A 16139-nucleotide genomic window follows, 5' to 3' on the forward strand; every position below is an offset into this window, starting at 1 on the left:
AATCACGTTAACAAGAAAATAAGAAAAGATGGGATTTAGTGCAACCAAAAGAGAGCTGGGCGAACTGTACGCTTTTTTTCGTCTGCTGGCCGACGGGACCGTGGCATTAGGCACACCGGATGTGCGGAAGAATATGGCAAAGTCTTGGCCTGTTGCCTTGGTGCAGAGAGAAGAGCACGATGGTACGCGTCGTTATTACATAGAGGAAGAAAAGGTACGGCTGGTTGGTGGAACAGTAGGTAAGGATGGCGCTTTCACTCCCGGTGGCAAAGAAGAACAATGCTTTCCTCGCGAAGATTTCAAGGATGCGGCAGAGTTTATTCTCCATTTGCTGAAGACGGCTTCCGGGGATGAAATAGAGGTGACCGAGGGACTGGAAGCTTTTCTGGATGCTGTCGGCATCTACGATTTGGAGGCGAAAACAGACGATCGCACAGACTTTTACGTGGCTTTCCATCATCCCGATGCACCATTGACGGGGTTTACGGTGCGTTGCCGTCTTGCCCCGATGAATCCGTTGCTTGACGGAGGGCGCACTGCCAACTTGAAGCTGGAACAAAGTGGTGTGAAGTTTGCCGTTCCCACAGTAAACAAGGTGAACGCCTTACCTGAGTCTCCTACTGAAGTTGCCGAACGGATGTTGCTTATTGAACGTCTGGGAGGTATCTTGAAGTACGCTGATGTGGCCGACCGTGTGTTCCGTTGCAATCTACAGATGATTGACCTCCACTTTCCCCGTATGTTGGCAGAGATGGTTCGCGCAATGCATCTGGATGGCATTGTCCGTGTCAGTGAACTGACAGAACACATCAAGGCTATGAATCCGCTGAAAATAAAAGATGAACTGATAAATAAACATGGCTTCTATGAGTTTAAGATGAAGCAGTTTTTGCTGGCACTTGCTCTTGGAATGCGTCCGGCTAAAATATATAACGGCACAGATTCTGCGGTGGAAGGCATGCTTCTGGTCACAGTCGATGGCGAAGTATTATGCTATCATAAGTCGGAGCGTGCCGTCTTTGCAAATTTCCTCTATCGGAATACCCGCCTGGAGAAAGGTTCCGTGGATAAGGACAAATATGGTTTTCTTGAGCGTGAAAACGGAGTCTGGTACTTCAAGCTGAATGTGAAGATCGGATTGATGAAAAGATGACTTTCGCTACGGCCTTCTTCTGTGTTTATCTTTCTTAGGATTACAATAATTAGTGTGTCCTTCCAAAGTAATTCCTGAATTTTCTCATAACCTTAAGCCCCAATCTTACACCGTCGAAAACAGCCATGCCGGTATTGAAAGCTCTCATGATTGCATTGGCTTTATTGGTGGCAGGGGCGATAGGAGCCAATATGTCTCTTGTAAGATCGGTCATGACTCCTTTTTGCGTACGAATTTGCTGTAATACAGCCGTTTTTCGCTGAGCTATGCTTTCCAATGTATGAGGGAAGGAATTCGAATCGTGGTTCATGCTGTCTCTTATTTATTGGATTTTTCTAAAAACAATCCGGCGATGAACTTTACCGTGGGGTTGATAATTAGTTTTCTACGAAAGAGAACAACTAAGAGGATGAGCAGGATATGAAATCCGGCAACAATAGCATAGCTTATTGTAAGTCCACCAACTAAGGGGGCTATTGCATAGACCAAGGTGAATGACAGATAGAACAGAACCACTACGCAGAGGATAATGACAAGTATGACCAATAAAAGCATAGAGAGCAACTTTGATAGTTTTTCCGTGATTTCCAGTAGGGTATATTCTTTTTGTAGCTCAAGATACTTTCTGAACTCAACGAATAATTGCTGAATTTTCTCAAAACTTTGATCGTCGGCAAACATAGTGGCTCTGTTTTGTTCGTTTTATTCAGCAGATTCACCTTTGATTTCTGCTGCAATTTCATCTACCAGATTCTCCATGTCATTCCGACTAAGCCGGATACCTTTTTTGCGGAGAATTTCTGCTATTTTATTACGCGTGTCCTCTCCTTTTTCAGGAGCAAATAAAATTCCAAGGGCCGCGCCTACTGCGGCACCACCCAAGAAAGCTGCTAAAACATTCAGTCCTTTCATGATTCTATCCTTTCTTTTTAAGAGGTTCTCAGTTACAAAGTTAGTATTATTTTTTGAAAAAGAGCTGATTCTCTTTTTTATTTTAGCCTGAGTTTGGAACAGGCGGTTCCTTTTGCTAAAGATTAGGGGCTACATCCTATCGGGCAGATATTTCTTGAATGTATTGGTTTACAGCGGTCAGGCAGAAGAGAGCCTTTTACGCCGACCTTTCCTCTCCCTGTTTGACAGCTGCAATCCTTTGTCGTGGCAGAGGCAAGTGTTCAAGCCGACAGGCACTTGTGTTTGACGTGACAGACACAAGTGTTTGAGCCGTCGGACACAAGTGTCTGACAGGTCAGGGGCAAACGTCTGATAACCAATATACTTTGACTTTAAAACACAAGCCGCCGGGTGAGGTTATCGACCAGCTTCTTATCCCGACTCAGGTTATTTTACTTTGAGAGTGAGGGACTTGTTTAATCGATTCTTCTGTACCATTTCCGTATCAAGTCCGTATATAATACCTACAGAGATAATACGGAGATGGTACGGAACAGATACGGCTTTGGTTTGCTACGGGTTTTGCGGCTTCCTTTGTCTTCTTCGGGAAATGTTATTGGAGTGCCTTTCTAATTGTACCTTACCCTTCTTCTCTTTGATTTCGGCTTTTTGTGTTGGCACATCTTGTGTTTTCACTTCATGGGTCGTGATGAAAGGATGATCTTCTATTACATGGATTTTCTTTCCGATCAGTTTCTGGATGTCTCTCAGATAGGGGAGTTCTTCCGATTCACAGAATGAGACGGCAACGCCGTTACGTCCGGCTCTTCCGGTTCGCCCAATGCGATGTACGTACGTTTCCGGAATGTTGGGTAGTTCGTAATTGATGACGTGTGACAATTGCTCTACGTCAATTCCGCGCGACGCGATGTCAGTGGCGATCAATACACGCAGGCTATGGCTCTTGAAACCCGTCAAGGCACGTTGACGGGCATTCTGGGATTTGTTGCCATGAATAGCTTCTGCCTTTATTCCAGATTTGTTGAGGATACGTGCGAGTTTGTCCGCTCCATATTTGGTTCTGGTAAAAATGAGTACAGATTCTATCTCTGTGCTTCTCAACAAATGGAGCAATAGGTCTTTTTTCTCTTTCTTCTCAACAAAATAGACTGATTGTGATATCTTATCTGCGGTAGACGATACAGGAGTGACTTCTACCTTTTCCGGTTGTGTCAGCATGGAATTTGCCAAAGCCTCAATTTCAGGTGGCATCGTTGCCGAGAAAAAAAGAGTTTGCCGTTGGGCAGGTAGAAGTTTCAGGATGCGCCGAATATCATGTATGAATCCCATGTCAAGCATGCGGTCTGCCTCATCCAAAACAAAAAAATCAAGTGTCTTGAGGTTGATGAATCCTTGATTCACGAGGTCTTGCAGGCGTCCGGGGGTTGCGATCAGTATTTGTACTCCGCGTTTCAATTCGTCAGTCTGTGGCTTTTGTCCCACGCCACCAAAAATGACGGCATGTCTTAAACCGGTGTACTTGCCGTATGCGCTGAAACTTTCGCCGATTTGTATGGCCAATTCGCGGGTAGGCGTCAGAATCAAAGCTTTGATTCTTTTACGGTTATCCGTTTTATATAGCTTTTGCAGAATTGGAATAGAAAAAGCAGCAGTTTTTCCTGTTCCGGTTTGAGCACATCCTAATAGGTCTTTTCCTTGTAATAATATGGGGATTGATTTCTCCTGGATGGGAGTAGGGGCGGAGTACCCCTCTTCTTGAAGAGCCTTCAGTATAGGCTGTATCAAATTTAAATTTTCAAATGTCATGTAATTGATTAAATGAGCCTCGCGCTCTGTTTATTTACGACAAAGATACGTTAACTCTTTAGGTAAATCCCTCTTTATTGCGTGGTTTAATTATATTTAACTAACGAAGCGGAAGAATAATTGCGCGTTATGGCGTACCTTTGTTTCCCAAAATAAGCTATAGTCGGAAAAACAAACTGTTTCTTGATAGAAATCGAGGTCCTTCTTGCTTTATTACTTGAAAATTTTGACTGACATTCGGATAAGAATAGACGAAAATATTATTAACAAAAAAACGATAAGAAAAGATGAAAAAATTAGCCTTATTAGGAATGGGGGCATGCATTGCTCTGGCATTCTCTTCTTGTAAATCGAGCGAAAGTGCTTACAAAAAAGCATATGAAAAAGCCAAACAACAAGAATTGGCTGAACCGCAGACTGCTGTTGCTGCAGAGGATGTAGCTCCGGTAGTAGAAGCTCCTGTATCCAGAAAAGTAGTGGAAAGTGCTCCGGTTGGTGTTCGTCAGGAAAAGGTCACCGTAGTATCCGGAACCAATGGTTTGAAAAATTATAGCGTGGTGTGCGGTAGCTTTGGAGTAAAGGCAAATGCTGAAAGCCTGAAATCTTTCTTGGATAAAGAAGGATATAATGCGATTATAGTATTCAATGCTGAAGCTGCTATGTATCGTGTCATTGTTTCAACTTTTGCGGATAGAGCTTCTGCTGCTGATGCCCGTGATGCGTTTAAGGCCAGATACTCCAACCGTCAGGATTTTCAAGCATCTTGGTTGCTGTATCGCCTCGACTAATTAAGTGGAATTCTTTTTGGTAATTTATAAAGAAAGAGAAAATGCTCTTTCCTGATAGGCGGTAGCTGGGAAGCTACCGCCTTTTGTCTTTCTATTGGAAAAGTGGATTATTGCCCGTTCTTTCATCTTGTCTTTTTTTCAAAAAAACAACATTAATGTTGTTTTTTCATATAAAAAGCTTTGGTATTATTAAAAATGTACCTATTTTTGTACCGTATTTTACATCGTGACAGATGTAAAAAGGTTGAAGTAATGAGGTATATAAACTCTGGTATGGCAAAGTGCTTAGAAGCGGAAGTAGTAGCACAATATGTAACGTTCTTTTTATTCTGTTTGTTTCCAATGATAGGGTATGGCCAGACGGGACAGGAAACTGTGAATGCTTTGGTTAGAATGGGTTTTGAAAATGTGGGATGGGCGGAAGATGATGATGAACGTGTATATATCCTGCAAAATACGACTTATCGTTTGCAGGGAGTCGGCATAAGTAAGGCTGTGGATGTTATTCAAGATATGGGCTTGCCGGAAAATAAAAAATGTAGGATTGTTGTTCTGAATAATAATATACCTCAAATATCTCTTAGCTATCATCCTCTTATAGGTGATACTTTGTCGCGGGTAGAACGTAATGACTGGAATGTCAGCTATGAATTAGGTAACACATGGAAGGAAGCTAAGAATGTGAAGTTGAGAAATCGTTCTTTGTTTAAAATTGATGTATTGGTATATCCTCAGTTGGCTTTCAAGAATTTGGTGATTACGCAGATTTATCACGTCTTGTTCAATTTGAGCCCTGCCATTGAAGTTTCGATGTGGAAAGGTATGAAGCTTACTGCACAAGTAAAATTGCCTATATATAATGATGGGTATGGAAAATATGAAGATAAAATTCATCCCGGGCATATCACCGTTTCACAGAGTTTCAGATTACCGTACAATGTGTTTGGTAAGGTGGCGGTAGGCTTTTTCAATGCTGATCAATACGGAATGGATGCCGAATTCTTTCATCCTTTGAGTGATGAACGCTTTTTTTTGCTGGGTAGGATAGGCTATACGGGAATCGGTTATTGGGATGGATTTAAATTGCATTACGACCCTTCTACATGGACTTCTACATGGTCTTTGGGAGGTGGGTTTTATTGGCAGCAGTTTAATACCCGGTTTACATTGAAAGCCGAACAGTATTTAATGAAAGAAAAAGGCGTCAGATTTGAAATGATCAGACATTTCCGTTATTGTTCAATTGGCTTTTATGTAATGAAAGCCCGGAATGCAAGAGCAAACGGAGGCTTTCGATTTCAGGTGGCTTTACCTCCCTACAAGTATAGAAGAAGAGGATATATACCACGTATGAATGTTTCTGCTAATATGGGGCTTGTTTATAATTCGGGCAATGAACGTTTGTATTATAAACAGTATAAAGCGGAGGCAAGTGACAATATAATGGAACAGAATAGTTTTAATCCATATTTTATTAAATCAGAATTGTTAAATTTTTAATTTATTTGTTGAGATGAAGAAGATTAAATTCTTAAACGGTATAAATGCAATGTTTGCGTTAGCCGTAGTAGCTTTGGCTACAACTTTTACTTCTTGTGAGAAAGAAGAATTCAACGTAAAAGTTGATCCTATCAATGCACAGGCTACTATCAGCCCGATTGTGCTTTATGTTGCGGATGGTGTTACTACAGATGTGACAACGACTGCTACAGTAAACTGTACTCCGTCTGCTACTTTTACCGGTAATCCGGCTCTGGCTGCTACTACTGCCACTGTTTCTGTTTCTTATGACGGGATAAGTGCCGAAGTAAAAGTTGCTGTTCCTGCATTGCAGGCCGGTCAGTTTGCTACGTTGACTCCGACTATTATCTTGCAGAAGAAGACGCCTGAGACCAAGGTTGAGATCTCTCAAGTTATAGGAGAACCAGTGGAATCGAAACCTGAAAAAGGAAAGGATTTGACCAATACAACAGATTATTGGTATTCAACGACCGTGAAGTATCTTGAAAAATCCGGTAACAAGATTTTGGAGAAGAAGATTGATACAAAGGATGTGAATGAAGTGGCTGCTGTTGGTACTTTCTTTAACGCTCTTCAAGATACTTATAAAGAGGCATGGGTTGAACAGAAAAATGTACCGGTTTACGCACACTCACTTACAAAGACAAGCGTGACATATACTGTTGTAACTACGGAATATAAGATTATTAAGAAAACCACTACTGTGACAAAAGCAGATGGTGAGACTGTTATTGCTACGGCAAAGGTTGAAAATTATGCAACCTCTACAGTTACAATTACCCCCAGCCAGCAAATTCCGGGTCACAATCATGCACCTGCCGGCCATGGACACGGTCATGGTACTGATCCTAACGCAGGTGGTGGTATTGTAATCGCTGACTAATTGTTGGTTGTAGTTATTTATCTTAAAACTAAAGAGAAAAATGAAAAGTAAATTAATAATAGCCTCTTTATTGTTAGCAGGCGCTTGTGCTACGGTGAGTGCGCAAGAAAAACCTAAATATTATACCGAGAAGGCTTCGGATAATATTTTCTTAGGAGTAGGTGTTGGAGGAATGAGCGTTATCAATGACGGCTTTAATACTCCGACGGTGAACTTTAATATCTCACTTGGTAAGTACATTACTCCGGTTTGGGGGGTACGTGGCCAATTGGGTGGTATTTGGCAGAGCCTTGACAAGCAGGATAGTGGCTACCAAAAAGACAAGAAAAAGTTCGGTGAAGTGAATCTGGACGCTATGCTCAACTTGATCAATCTCTTCGGCGGCTATAACCCCAACCGTGTGTTCGACCTCTACTTGTTTGGTGGTCCTACAATGAATTTGGGCAGGGCTGTAGATACGCAAATCTCAATTCAACAAGGTACAGGCAAACAAACTTATGCATATAGCGAAGACGGACTGAAGGCTCGTTTTGGTGCAACAGTAGGTTTGGGACTGGCATATAACATCAATAAAAAGTGGGCAATCAATCTTGAAGGTCGTTTGGGGGTGACTCCTTCTATCTTCGGTGATGCAAGCGACTGCCGCAAGGCGGAAGCAACTGCTCGCGTAAACTTAGGCTTTGCTTATACTTTCGGTGGCAAGAAGTTTGTTCCTGCTTCTAACGTCGATGAGGATGCCATCAATGCTGAAATCAACAGATATAGAAGAGAATTGGCAGAAGCACAGGCCGACTTGGCTAATTGCAAGAACGCATTGGCTAACGTGAGACCGGAAGTGAGAGAAGTTTCCAAGGAAATTGAAGTGGCAGGTCCGCGTGCAATCTTCTTCAGAATCGGTAGCGCTAAGATTGATGACTATGGTAAGGTTAACATTGAGTTGGCTGCCAAGACGCTGAAAGCTAACCCTGATAAGAAGTATAAAGTTGCCGGTTATTGTGATAAGGCTACCGGTAGTGCACCTTTCAACCAGAAGTTGTCCGAGAAACGTGCTCAGGCTGTTTATGATGCTTTGATTGCTCAAGGTGTTGATAAAGATCAGCTCGAACTCGTAGGCTTCGGCGGTACTGAAAATATGTTCGGTAAGAACTTCTTGAATCGTGTAGTTATTCTGGAATAATATACTTGTGATTTAGGAGACTCTAAAAATAGAAGGCGTCTGGAAGTCAGACGCCTTTTTTTGATGAATAATCCGGCACGTGCATTATTTATTGTTATAGTGACTGAATCTTTATGTGATGATAAAGTTTAAACTGTTCTTTTTTATCCTTTTCTGCTCTCTGGTAAGTTCTGCTTCTGCACAATTGACGTATGGGGTGACCGGACTCTTGCATGCTCCTTCTGCTGAAATGCAGCGAGATAAGACTTTTATGTTCGGTGGAAATTTCTTGAACAAAGAATTGACTCCTCCCACTTGGTATTATCATACTTATAATTATTTCTTGAATGTAACCATATTGCCTTTTTTGGAAGTGGCTTATACTTGTACACTTTTCAAAGCAGAGGCTTTAGGACTTGCACCTTATGGATATAGTGGATTTACTAACCAGGATCGTTATTTCTCCATCCGGTTGCAAGCTTTGAAGGAGGGGAAGTTCTGGAAGTATATGCCCTCGGTAGTACTGGGTACGTCAGACCCTTTCACTTCTTCTGGAGGAGGAGAAGTAGCTTCTCCCCAAGGAAATGGCTACTATAGTAGGTTCTATATTGCTGCCTCCAAACATATTCCGGTAGTTGGTAAAGAAGAAATTGGTGTGCATCTTTCCTATCTTTATAATGAACGCAAAGAGTATAAACTGAACGGGTTGGCATTAGGAGTCACTTATAATCCCTCTTTCCATCCTCAGTTGCGATTGGTAGCAGAATATGATTCCAAAGATTTTGCTTTGGGAGCCTCTTATCTGTTATTTAACCATCTGCATATACAAGTGGAGATGCAGAAAATGCGCTATTTTAGCGGTGGATTAGCTTATAAGATTCATTTGAAATAATCGGGAAGATTATCTTTTTAATAACGTGCGGGTTATGCAGGGTGGCATAATCCGCATGTTTTTTAATTCCTAAAGATTTCCCATTTTGCCTATATAAATATAATATTGAAGGCATAATCCAAATTTAATCGTAATTTTGTAGTCCATTATGAGTAGAATAATAGCGATAGATTACGGTCGAAAACGTACAGGTATTGCCGTGAGTGATACACTACAGATGATTGCCAACGGATTGACAACGGTGCCTACGCACCAGTTGCTCTCCTTTTTGCTTGATTATGTGGCCAAAGAACCGGTGGAGCGTATTTTAGTAGGCCTTCCCAAACAAATGAATAATGAGGTTTCGGAAAATATGAAACATATTGAACCTTTTGTGCGTTCCTTAAGGAAGAAGCTGCCGGATATACCAATAGAATATGTAGACGAACGTTTTACGTCTGTATTGGCACATCGAACGATGCTCGAAGGAGGGCTGAAAAAGAAAGATCGTCAGAACAAGGCATTGGTTGACGAGATCAGTGCAACTATTATCTTGCAGACTTACTTAGAGAACAGGCGCTTCTCTCTGTTATGATGAAAAAGAATTTCTAATAAAAAATATTGTAACTAATTTAAAAGAATGATTTTACCTGTTTATGTGTATGGCCATCCTGTTTTAAGAAAGGTGGCTGAAGATATAACTCCGGACTATCCTAATTTGAAGGAGTTGATAGATAATATGTTTGAAACAATGGATAATGCCGAAGGTGTGGGGCTTGCAGCACCGCAAATCGGTCTTCCTATTCGGGTAGTTACCATTGATTTGGATGTGTTGTCGGATGATTTTCCTGAATACAAGGGATTTCGTAAGGCATATATCAATGCTCATATTTTGGAAGTGTCGGGCGAAGAGGTTTCTATGGATGAGGGCTGTTTGAGTCTTCCGGGAATCCATGAATCAGTGAAGCGTGGTAATCGGATACGTGTGAAGTATCTGGATGAGAATCTGGTAGAACACGATGAAGTGATAGAAGGATATTTGGCTCGGGTCATGCAGCATGAGTTTGATCATTTGGACGGAAAAATGTTTATTGATCATCTGTCTCCGCTTCGCAAACAGATGATTAAAGGAAAGCTGAATGCCATGCTGAAAGGTAAGGCACATTGTACCTACAAGGTGAAAACTGTAAAGAAATAGAGGTGTATATATAGCAAATAAACGGAAAATATTATTTTTGCTTCGTTACAAGCATTTATGAAATAAGATGATAAAAAAAATACTGTCGGTTATTTTGCTGCTACCCACATTGATGTATGCGCAGATCAATACGGAAAGGGTAATGACTATCGCTCGGAATGCTTTGTATTTTGAGGATTATGTGCTTTCCATTCAATATTTCAATCAGGTAATCAACGCCAAGCCTTATTTGTATGAACCCTACTTCTTTCGAGGGCTGGCTAAAATAAATCTGGATGATTATCAGGGTGCAGAAGCTGATTGTGATGCTGCGATTCAGAGAAATCCCTTTGTGGTAGGCGCTTACCAAATCAGGGGATTGGCGCGCATCAGGCAGAATAAGTTTGATGAGGCTATCGAAGATTATAAGACGGCTATCAAGTATGACCCGGAGAATGTGGTGCTTTGGCATAACCTTTCTCTTTGCCGCATTCAGAAGAAGGAGTACGAGGCGGCTAAAGAGGATTTGGACAAACTTTTGACAATTGCCCCGAAATATACCCGTGCCTATCTGATGAGAGGGGAAGCCTTTTTGAAGCAGAATGACACGATACAAGCCTTACGTGATTTTGACAGAGCCATCGAGATGGATCGTTACGACCCGGATGGATGGGGAGCAAGGGCCATCGTGCGCATTCAGCAGGCCAAGTATAAAGATGCGGAGGCCGATTTGGATCAGGCAATACGCTTGAGTGCAAAAAATGCCGGTAATTACATCAATCGTGCTTTGACGCGTTTTCATCAGAATAACCTGCGGGGAGCCATGAGTGATTATGATTTGGCGTTGGACATCGATCCGAACAATTTCCTCGGTCACTATAACCGTGGTTTGCTGCGTGCCAAGGTGGGCGATGACAACCGGGCAATAGAAGACTTTGACTTTGTGTTGAAGATTGAACCGGATAATATGATGGCAACTTTCAACCGAGGTGTGCTGCGTGCGCAGGTCGGTGATTATCGGGGAGCTGTCAGTGACTATTCCAGAGTGATAAAGGAACATCCGAATTTTGTGGCAGGTTACTATCAGCGTGCGGAAGCCCGCAAAAAGATTGGTGATATGAAAGGGGCTGAACAGGATGAGTTCAAGATTATGAAGATGCAGATAGACAGGCGCAACAACATCATTTCCAAGAAGGGGGGCAATGACGCCAAAGATACGGCAGACAATACTTCTGATGATTCGGATGAGGATAAAGGGAAAACCCGAAAGAAATCGGACAGGAACATGGAGAACTATCGTAAGATAGTGATTGCGGATGATTCGGAAGCTGAGCAACGCTACAAGAGCGATTACCGCGGGCGCGTGCAAGATAGGAATGTAACAATCAAGCTTGAATCAATGTATGCTCTGACTTATTATGAGAAGCTGAGTGACGTAAAACGCATCGTGCATTATCATAAATACATAGAGGGTCTGAATCATGAAAAGCTTTTCCCGAAACCGTTGCGCATCACTAATATGGAGGCTCCGTTGACGCAAGAACAGGTGAATTATCATTTTGCTTTGATAGATACCCATACGTCTGATGTGGTGGCTGATGATACAAATGCCCAAAAACGGTTTATGCGCGGTCTGGACTTTTATCTTGTTCAGGACTTCACAAGTTCTATTGATGACTTTACAAAAAGTATTTTGCTGGACGATACTTTTTTCCCTGCATACTTCATGCGTGCTTTGGTGCGTTGCAAGCAACTGGAATATAGAAAAGCGGAAGCAGCAATGAGCGAAGGGGCCACTTCCGGTACATCCGACGTGAAGAAGGCAGAAGTTACAGCAGTAGATTATGAAATTGTGAAGAGCGATTTAGATAATGTCATCCGTTTGGCTCCCGACTTTGCTTATGCCTATTATAATAGGGGTAATGTTTCCTCTTTATTGAAAGATTATCGCGCAGCTTTGGTGGATTATGATAAAGTGATTGAACTAAATCCGGATTTTGCCGAAGCGTATTTTAACCGTGGATTGACACATATCTTCTTAGGCAATAACAAACAAGGCATTTCCGATTTGAGTAAAGCCGGAGAGTTAGGTATTGTATCGGCCTATAATATCATAAAAAGGTTTACGGATGTGAGAGAATAACATTTTTTTGCTAAAAACCAGAATATCAAAAAGAATTAGCTATTTTTGCGTTCTAAAAAAAGAAATATACATAAGAATTATGATAAAGATAACATTTCCAGACGGCTCTGTTTGTGAATATAACGAAGGTGTAACGGGGCTGCAAATTGCAGAAAGCATCAGTTCACGGTTGGCTCAGGATGTACTGGCATGTGGTGTGAACGGGGAAACTTATGATTTGGGGCGTCCTATCATGCAAGACGCTGAAGTTGTACTTTATAAATGGGAGGATGAGCAAGGAAAACATGCTTTTTGGCATACCAGTGCTCACTTGTTAGCCGAAGCTTTGCAGGAATTGTATCCCGGAATTCAGTTCGGCATAGGCCCTGCCATTGAGAATGGTTTCTATTATGATGTGGATCCGGGAGAAACAGCCATTAAGGAGGCCGACCTTCCGGCTATTGAGAAGAAAATGGCGGAATTGGTTGCGAAGAAAGAGGCGGTTGTCAGAAAGAGTATTGCGAAGAACGATGCCTTGAAGATGTTTGGTGACCGTGGAGAGACTTATAAATGCGAGCTGATTTCGGAACTGGAAGACGGGCACATCACGACTTATACACAAGGTGCATTTACCGATTTGTGCCGTGGCCCTCACTTGATGACTACCGCGCCTATCAAAGCCATAAAACTGACTTCCGTGGCTGGTGCTTATTGGCGTGGTCGTGAAGATCGCAAAATGATGACTCGCATCTATGGCATCACATTCCCGAAGAAGAAGATGCTAGATGAATATTTGGTTATGTTGGAGGAAGCTAAGAAACGCGACCACCGTAAAATCGGCAAGGAGATGGACTTATTCATGTTCTCTGATACGGTGGGTAAGGGGTTGCCGATGTGGTTGCCAAAAGGTACTGCTCTGCGTATCCGTTTGCAAGATTTCCTGCGGCGTATCCAAGCTCGATATGATTATCAGGAAGTTATGTGTCCACCCATCGGTAACAAGTTACTTTATATCACCTCCGGACATTATGCAAAATATGGCAAGGATTCATTTCAACCTATCCATACGCCGGAGGAGGGAGAAGAGTATTTCCTGAAGCCGATGAACTGTCCTCACCACTGTATGATTTATAAGAATACACCTCGTTCCTATAAGGATCTTCCTTTGCGTCTGGCAGAGTTTGGTACGGTTTGCCGTTATGAACAGAGCGGTGAGCTGCACGGGTTGACACGTGTTCGCAGTTTTACGCAGGATGATGCACATATCTTTTGCCGTCCCGATCAGGTGAAGGATGAGTTCCTTCGTGTGATGGATATCATTTCCATTGTATTCCAGTCAATGAACTTTGAGAATTTTGAAGCGCAGATTTCCTTGCGCGACAAGGTGAATCGCGAAAAGTATATCGGTAGCGACGAGAATTGGGAGAAAGCGGAGCAGGCCATCATCGAAGCATGCGAAGAGAAAGGGCTGAAGGCGAGAGTTGAATATGGTGAAGCGGCTTTCTATGGGCCTAAGCTGGACTTCATGGTGAAGGATGCTATCGGGCGTCGCTGGCAATTGGGCACTATTCAGGTGGACTACAATTTGCCGGAACGATTTCAGTTGGAATATACCGGTGCAGACAATCAAAAGCATCGTCCCGTCATGGTGCATCGTGCTCCGTTTGGTTCGATGGAGCGTTTTGTTGCTGTTCTGATTGAACATACGGCAGGCAAGTTTCCGCTGTGGTTGACTCCTGATCAAGTGGCTATCTTGCCCATCAGTGAGAAATTCAATGATTACGCTTATGAGATAAAGCAATATCTGAAAAAATATGATATTCGTGCTATTGTAGACGAACGTAATGAGAAAATCGGTCGTAAGATTCGCGACAATGAGATGAAGCGTATTCCTTATATGCTGGTTGTGGGCGAAAAAGAAGCTGAAAATAGAGTAGTTGCAGTGCGTAAGCAAGGAGAAGGGGATAAAGGAACCCTAAAAATAGAGGATTTTGCAAAAAAAGTGAATGAAGAGGTTCAAAATATGATAAATAAGTGGTAACTTTGTCGCCAATTGTAAAAGCATAGCATGTAATAGATGTTTTAAAGGTGGCTTTTGCTTAATAACAAAACATAAATTTGGGAATAATAAACAAGAAACAAACTGGAAGTAAACGTTATTTAATGAAAAATGACAGCTTAAAAGGGCAACATCGGATTAACGAACAGATCCGCGCCAAAGAAGTACGCATCGTGGGCGATGAAATAGAACCAAAGGTCTACCCGATAGCACAAGCTTTAAAACTTGCCGAAGAACATGAAGCAGACCTCGTGGAAATATCTCCGAATGCAATTCCTCCTGTCTGTCGTATTATCGATTATTCCAAATTTCTGTATCAATTAAAAAAACGTCAAAAGGAGCAAAAGGCCAAGCAGGTTAAGGTCAATGTAAAGGAAATCCGATTTGGTCCTCAGACAGATGATCATGATTATAACTTTAAGTTGAAGCATGCCAAGGGTTTTCTGGAAGACGGAGACAAAGTAAAAGCATATGTATTCTTTAAAGGACGTTCTATTTTGTTTAAAGAGCAAGGAGAAGTATTGCTTCTGCGATTTGCTAATGACTTGGAGGAATATGCAAAGGTGGATCAGATGCCTATTTTAGAGGGAAAACGAATGACCATTCAGCTTTCACCGAAAAAGGCTGCTGCACCGAAGAAGACGGTTTCGAAGCTGGAGGATACAGCCGCTCCGGTAGAAACAGAAGAGTAATGAAGAAATGAGTAACGCCATAGGTATAGTGCGTTGCCATAATTTAATAATTTAAAAGTTTTAAAAGAAGATGCCAAAGATCAAGACTAACTCCGGTGCTAAAAAAAGATTCACTCTTACCGGAACAGGTAAAATCAAAAGAAAGCACGCTTTTCATAGTCATATCCTGACTAAGAAAACTAAGAAGCAAAAAAGAAACTTGTGCTATTCTACACTTGTCAGTCCGACAGATGTAAATCAAGTGAAAGAGCTCTTAGCGATGAAGTAACTAAAGCGTACTAAAGAAATTAAAGTTATTAACCGAATGCTTTAGCTTTAAGACTGTTACGTGAAGTAACGGCGCTGACATTCAAAAACAAGTAAAACTATGCCAAGATCAGTAAATCATGTTGCTTCTAGAGCAAGAAGAAAGAAAATTTTGAAATTAACCAGAGGTTACTTTGGTGCAAGAAAGAACGTTTGGACCGTAGCCAAGAATACTTGGGAAAAAGGTTTGACTTATGCGTTCCGTGACCGTAAAAACAAGAAAAGAAACTTCCGCGCTTTGTGGATTCAACGTATCAACGCAGCCGCTCGTTTGGAAGGTATGTCTTATTCTAAGTTGATGGGTGCTTTGCACAAAGCAGGAATCGAAATCAACCGCAAGGTGTTGGCTGATTTAGCGATGAACCATCCGGAAGCTTTCAAGGCTATTGTAGCCAAAGTAAAAGCTGCATAAGCCGGTTATGCTGATAAACTCAAGGTGCTGACTACCATCCGGTAGTTGGCACTTTTTCTTTCTCGGCAGATTTTGAAAAGGCGAAAGAGACAAGGCTTTGAAACAAAGTTTTATTTTTGCTTGTTTCTTTAATAGAAACTTCCTACCTTTGTTATGAAAAAAAATAGCCGCATTGATTGGATCGGGAAACTCATCAAGTTTTATGAAATACCGAGACAAGTTTCGTTTCTTGATGGCGGGCCACGCCCTTCGGGGTAACCTTTGAGTCGGTGGATTACAAA

At 41.9% G+C, this 16139-nt stretch carries 17 protein-coding genes; 13 read left to right on the top strand and 4 right to left on the bottom strand.

Annotated elements, in window-relative coordinates; genetic code table 11:
- Nucleotides 1-28: 28 nt before the first annotated feature.
- Nucleotides 29-1153, top strand: coding sequence for an HpaII family restriction endonuclease (locus C3V43_RS02055; protein WP_106068391.1), 1125 nt, complete (start codon nucleotides 29-31; stop codon nucleotides 1151-1153).
- A 49-nt stretch (nucleotides 1154-1202) separates the two neighbouring features.
- Here C3V43_RS02055 and C3V43_RS02060 read toward each other — a convergent pair whose 3' ends face one another.
- The 4 genes from C3V43_RS02060 to C3V43_RS02075 form a co-directional block, all read right to left on the bottom strand.
- Entirely contained in the window at nucleotides 1203-1463 is a 261-nt protein-coding gene (locus C3V43_RS02060) for a hypothetical protein (RefSeq protein ID WP_106068392.1), read from the bottom strand.
- Nucleotides 1464-1471: 8 nt separating this feature from the next.
- On the bottom strand, nucleotides 1472-1834 hold the full coding sequence (locus C3V43_RS02065) for a phage holin family protein (RefSeq protein ID WP_106068393.1): 363 nt from the start codon (nucleotides 1832-1834) through the stop codon (nucleotides 1472-1474).
- A 21-nt stretch (nucleotides 1835-1855) separates the two neighbouring features.
- Complete coding sequence (locus C3V43_RS02070) at nucleotides 1856-2065, bottom strand: YtxH domain-containing protein (RefSeq protein WP_106068394.1); 210 nt, start codon at nucleotides 2063-2065, stop codon at nucleotides 1856-1858.
- A 552-nt stretch (nucleotides 2066-2617) separates the two neighbouring features.
- Nucleotides 2618-3871 carry a DEAD/DEAH box helicase gene (locus C3V43_RS02075; RefSeq protein ID WP_106068395.1) on the bottom strand — a complete coding sequence of 418 codons (1254 nt, stop codon included), beginning with the start codon at nucleotides 3869-3871 and terminating at the stop codon, nucleotides 2618-2620.
- A 287-nt stretch (nucleotides 3872-4158) separates the two neighbouring features.
- Between C3V43_RS02075 and C3V43_RS02080 the strand changes: the two genes are divergently transcribed.
- The 12 genes from C3V43_RS02080 (at nucleotide 4159) to rplT (ending at nucleotide 15858) form a co-directional block, all read left to right on the top strand.
- On the top strand, nucleotides 4159-4659 hold the full coding sequence (locus C3V43_RS02080; protein ID WP_106068396.1) for an SPOR domain-containing protein: 501 nt from the start codon (nucleotides 4159-4161) through the stop codon (nucleotides 4657-4659).
- Nucleotides 4660-4911: 252 nt separating this feature from the next.
- Nucleotides 4912-6159 (top strand): hypothetical protein, encoded by a 1248-nt coding sequence (locus C3V43_RS02085; RefSeq protein WP_106070410.1) that lies wholly within the window; start codon nucleotides 4912-4914, stop codon nucleotides 6157-6159.
- A gap of 13 nt (nucleotides 6160-6172) precedes the next feature.
- Complete coding sequence (locus C3V43_RS02090; RefSeq protein ID WP_106068397.1) at nucleotides 6173-7063, top strand: DUF3869 domain-containing protein; 891 nt, start codon at nucleotides 6173-6175, stop codon at nucleotides 7061-7063.
- 40 nt (nucleotides 7064-7103) lie between these two features.
- Nucleotides 7104-8240 (top strand): OmpA family protein, encoded by a 1137-nt coding sequence (locus C3V43_RS02095; RefSeq protein ID WP_106068398.1) that lies wholly within the window; start codon nucleotides 7104-7106, stop codon nucleotides 8238-8240.
- Between the two features lie 118 nt (nucleotides 8241-8358).
- A complete protein-coding gene (locus C3V43_RS02100) occupies nucleotides 8359-9111 on the top strand; it encodes a YjbH domain-containing protein (RefSeq protein ID WP_106068399.1) in 753 nt (250 codons plus the stop codon).
- 148 nt (nucleotides 9112-9259) lie between these two features.
- A complete protein-coding gene (gene ruvX / locus C3V43_RS02105; protein ID WP_106068400.1) occupies nucleotides 9260-9685 on the top strand; it encodes a Holliday junction resolvase RuvX in 426 nt (141 codons plus the stop codon).
- Between the two features lie 45 nt (nucleotides 9686-9730).
- Nucleotides 9731-10288 carry a peptide deformylase gene (gene def / locus C3V43_RS02110; RefSeq protein WP_106068401.1) on the top strand — a complete coding sequence of 186 codons (558 nt, stop codon included), beginning with the start codon at nucleotides 9731-9733 and terminating at the stop codon, nucleotides 10286-10288.
- Nucleotides 10289-10355: 67 nt separating this feature from the next.
- Complete coding sequence (locus C3V43_RS02115) at nucleotides 10356-12410, top strand: tetratricopeptide repeat protein (protein ID WP_106068402.1); 2055 nt, start codon at nucleotides 10356-10358, stop codon at nucleotides 12408-12410.
- 79 nt (nucleotides 12411-12489) lie between these two features.
- Nucleotides 12490-14430, top strand: coding sequence for a threonine--tRNA ligase (gene thrS / locus C3V43_RS02120; RefSeq protein ID WP_106068403.1), 1941 nt, complete (start codon nucleotides 12490-12492; stop codon nucleotides 14428-14430).
- 122 nt (nucleotides 14431-14552) lie between these two features.
- Complete coding sequence (gene infC, locus C3V43_RS02125) at nucleotides 14553-15140, top strand: translation initiation factor IF-3 (protein ID WP_106070411.1); 588 nt, start codon at nucleotides 14553-14555, stop codon at nucleotides 15138-15140.
- Between the two features lie 70 nt (nucleotides 15141-15210).
- Nucleotides 15211-15408 (top strand): 50S ribosomal protein L35, encoded by a 198-nt coding sequence (rpmI, locus tag C3V43_RS02130; RefSeq protein WP_106068404.1) that lies wholly within the window; start codon nucleotides 15211-15213, stop codon nucleotides 15406-15408.
- Between the two features lie 99 nt (nucleotides 15409-15507).
- Nucleotides 15508-15858: a 50S ribosomal protein L20 gene (gene rplT, locus C3V43_RS02135; RefSeq protein WP_087340825.1), complete on the top strand. Its 351-nt coding sequence runs from the start codon at nucleotides 15508-15510 to the stop codon at nucleotides 15856-15858.
- Nucleotides 15859-16139 lie beyond the last annotated feature (281 nt).

The organism is Prevotella heparinolytica (assembly GCF_002998535.1).
GTDB classification, from domain to species: Bacteria; Bacteroidota; Bacteroidia; order Bacteroidales; family Bacteroidaceae; genus Bacteroides; species Bacteroides heparinolyticus.

What these genes read in the sequence shown, in the direction of transcription:
- C3V43_RS02055 (WP_106068391.1), top strand. Translation starts at nt 29, where the DNA reads ATGGGATTTAGTGCAACCAAAAGAGAGCTGGGCGAACTGTACGCTTTT.
- C3V43_RS02060 (WP_106068392.1), bottom strand. Translation starts at nt 1,463, where the DNA reads ATGAACCACGATTCGAATTCCTTCCCTCATACATTGGAAAGCATAGCT.
- C3V43_RS02065 (WP_106068393.1), bottom strand. Translation starts at nt 1,834, where the DNA reads ATGTTTGCCGACGATCAAAGTTTTGAGAAAATTCAGCAATTATTCGTT.
- C3V43_RS02070 (WP_106068394.1), bottom strand. Translation starts at nt 2,065, where the DNA reads ATGAAAGGACTGAATGTTTTAGCAGCTTTCTTGGGTGGTGCCGCAGTA.
- C3V43_RS02075 (WP_106068395.1), bottom strand. Translation starts at nt 3,871, where the DNA reads ATGACATTTGAAAATTTAAATTTGATACAGCCTATACTGAAGGCTCTT.
- C3V43_RS02080 (WP_106068396.1), top strand. Translation starts at nt 4,159, where the DNA reads ATGAAAAAATTAGCCTTATTAGGAATGGGGGCATGCATTGCTCTGGCA.
- C3V43_RS02085 (WP_106070410.1), top strand. Translation starts at nt 4,912, where the DNA reads ATGAGGTATATAAACTCTGGTATGGCAAAGTGCTTAGAAGCGGAAGTA.
- C3V43_RS02090 (WP_106068397.1), top strand. Translation starts at nt 6,173, where the DNA reads ATGAAGAAGATTAAATTCTTAAACGGTATAAATGCAATGTTTGCGTTA.
- C3V43_RS02095 (WP_106068398.1), top strand. Translation starts at nt 7,104, where the DNA reads ATGAAAAGTAAATTAATAATAGCCTCTTTATTGTTAGCAGGCGCTTGT.
- C3V43_RS02100 (WP_106068399.1), top strand. Translation starts at nt 8,359, where the DNA reads ATGATAAAGTTTAAACTGTTCTTTTTTATCCTTTTCTGCTCTCTGGTA.
- ruvX (WP_106068400.1), top strand. Translation starts at nt 9,260, where the DNA reads ATGAGTAGAATAATAGCGATAGATTACGGTCGAAAACGTACAGGTATT.
- def (WP_106068401.1), top strand. Translation starts at nt 9,731, where the DNA reads ATGATTTTACCTGTTTATGTGTATGGCCATCCTGTTTTAAGAAAGGTG.
- C3V43_RS02115 (WP_106068402.1), top strand. Translation starts at nt 10,356, where the DNA reads ATGATAAAAAAAATACTGTCGGTTATTTTGCTGCTACCCACATTGATG.
- thrS (WP_106068403.1), top strand. Translation starts at nt 12,490, where the DNA reads ATGATAAAGATAACATTTCCAGACGGCTCTGTTTGTGAATATAACGAA.
- infC (WP_106070411.1), top strand. Translation starts at nt 14,553, where the DNA reads ATGAAAAATGACAGCTTAAAAGGGCAACATCGGATTAACGAACAGATC.
- rpmI (WP_106068404.1), top strand. Translation starts at nt 15,211, where the DNA reads ATGCCAAAGATCAAGACTAACTCCGGTGCTAAAAAAAGATTCACTCTT.
- rplT (WP_087340825.1), top strand. Translation starts at nt 15,508, where the DNA reads ATGCCAAGATCAGTAAATCATGTTGCTTCTAGAGCAAGAAGAAAGAAA.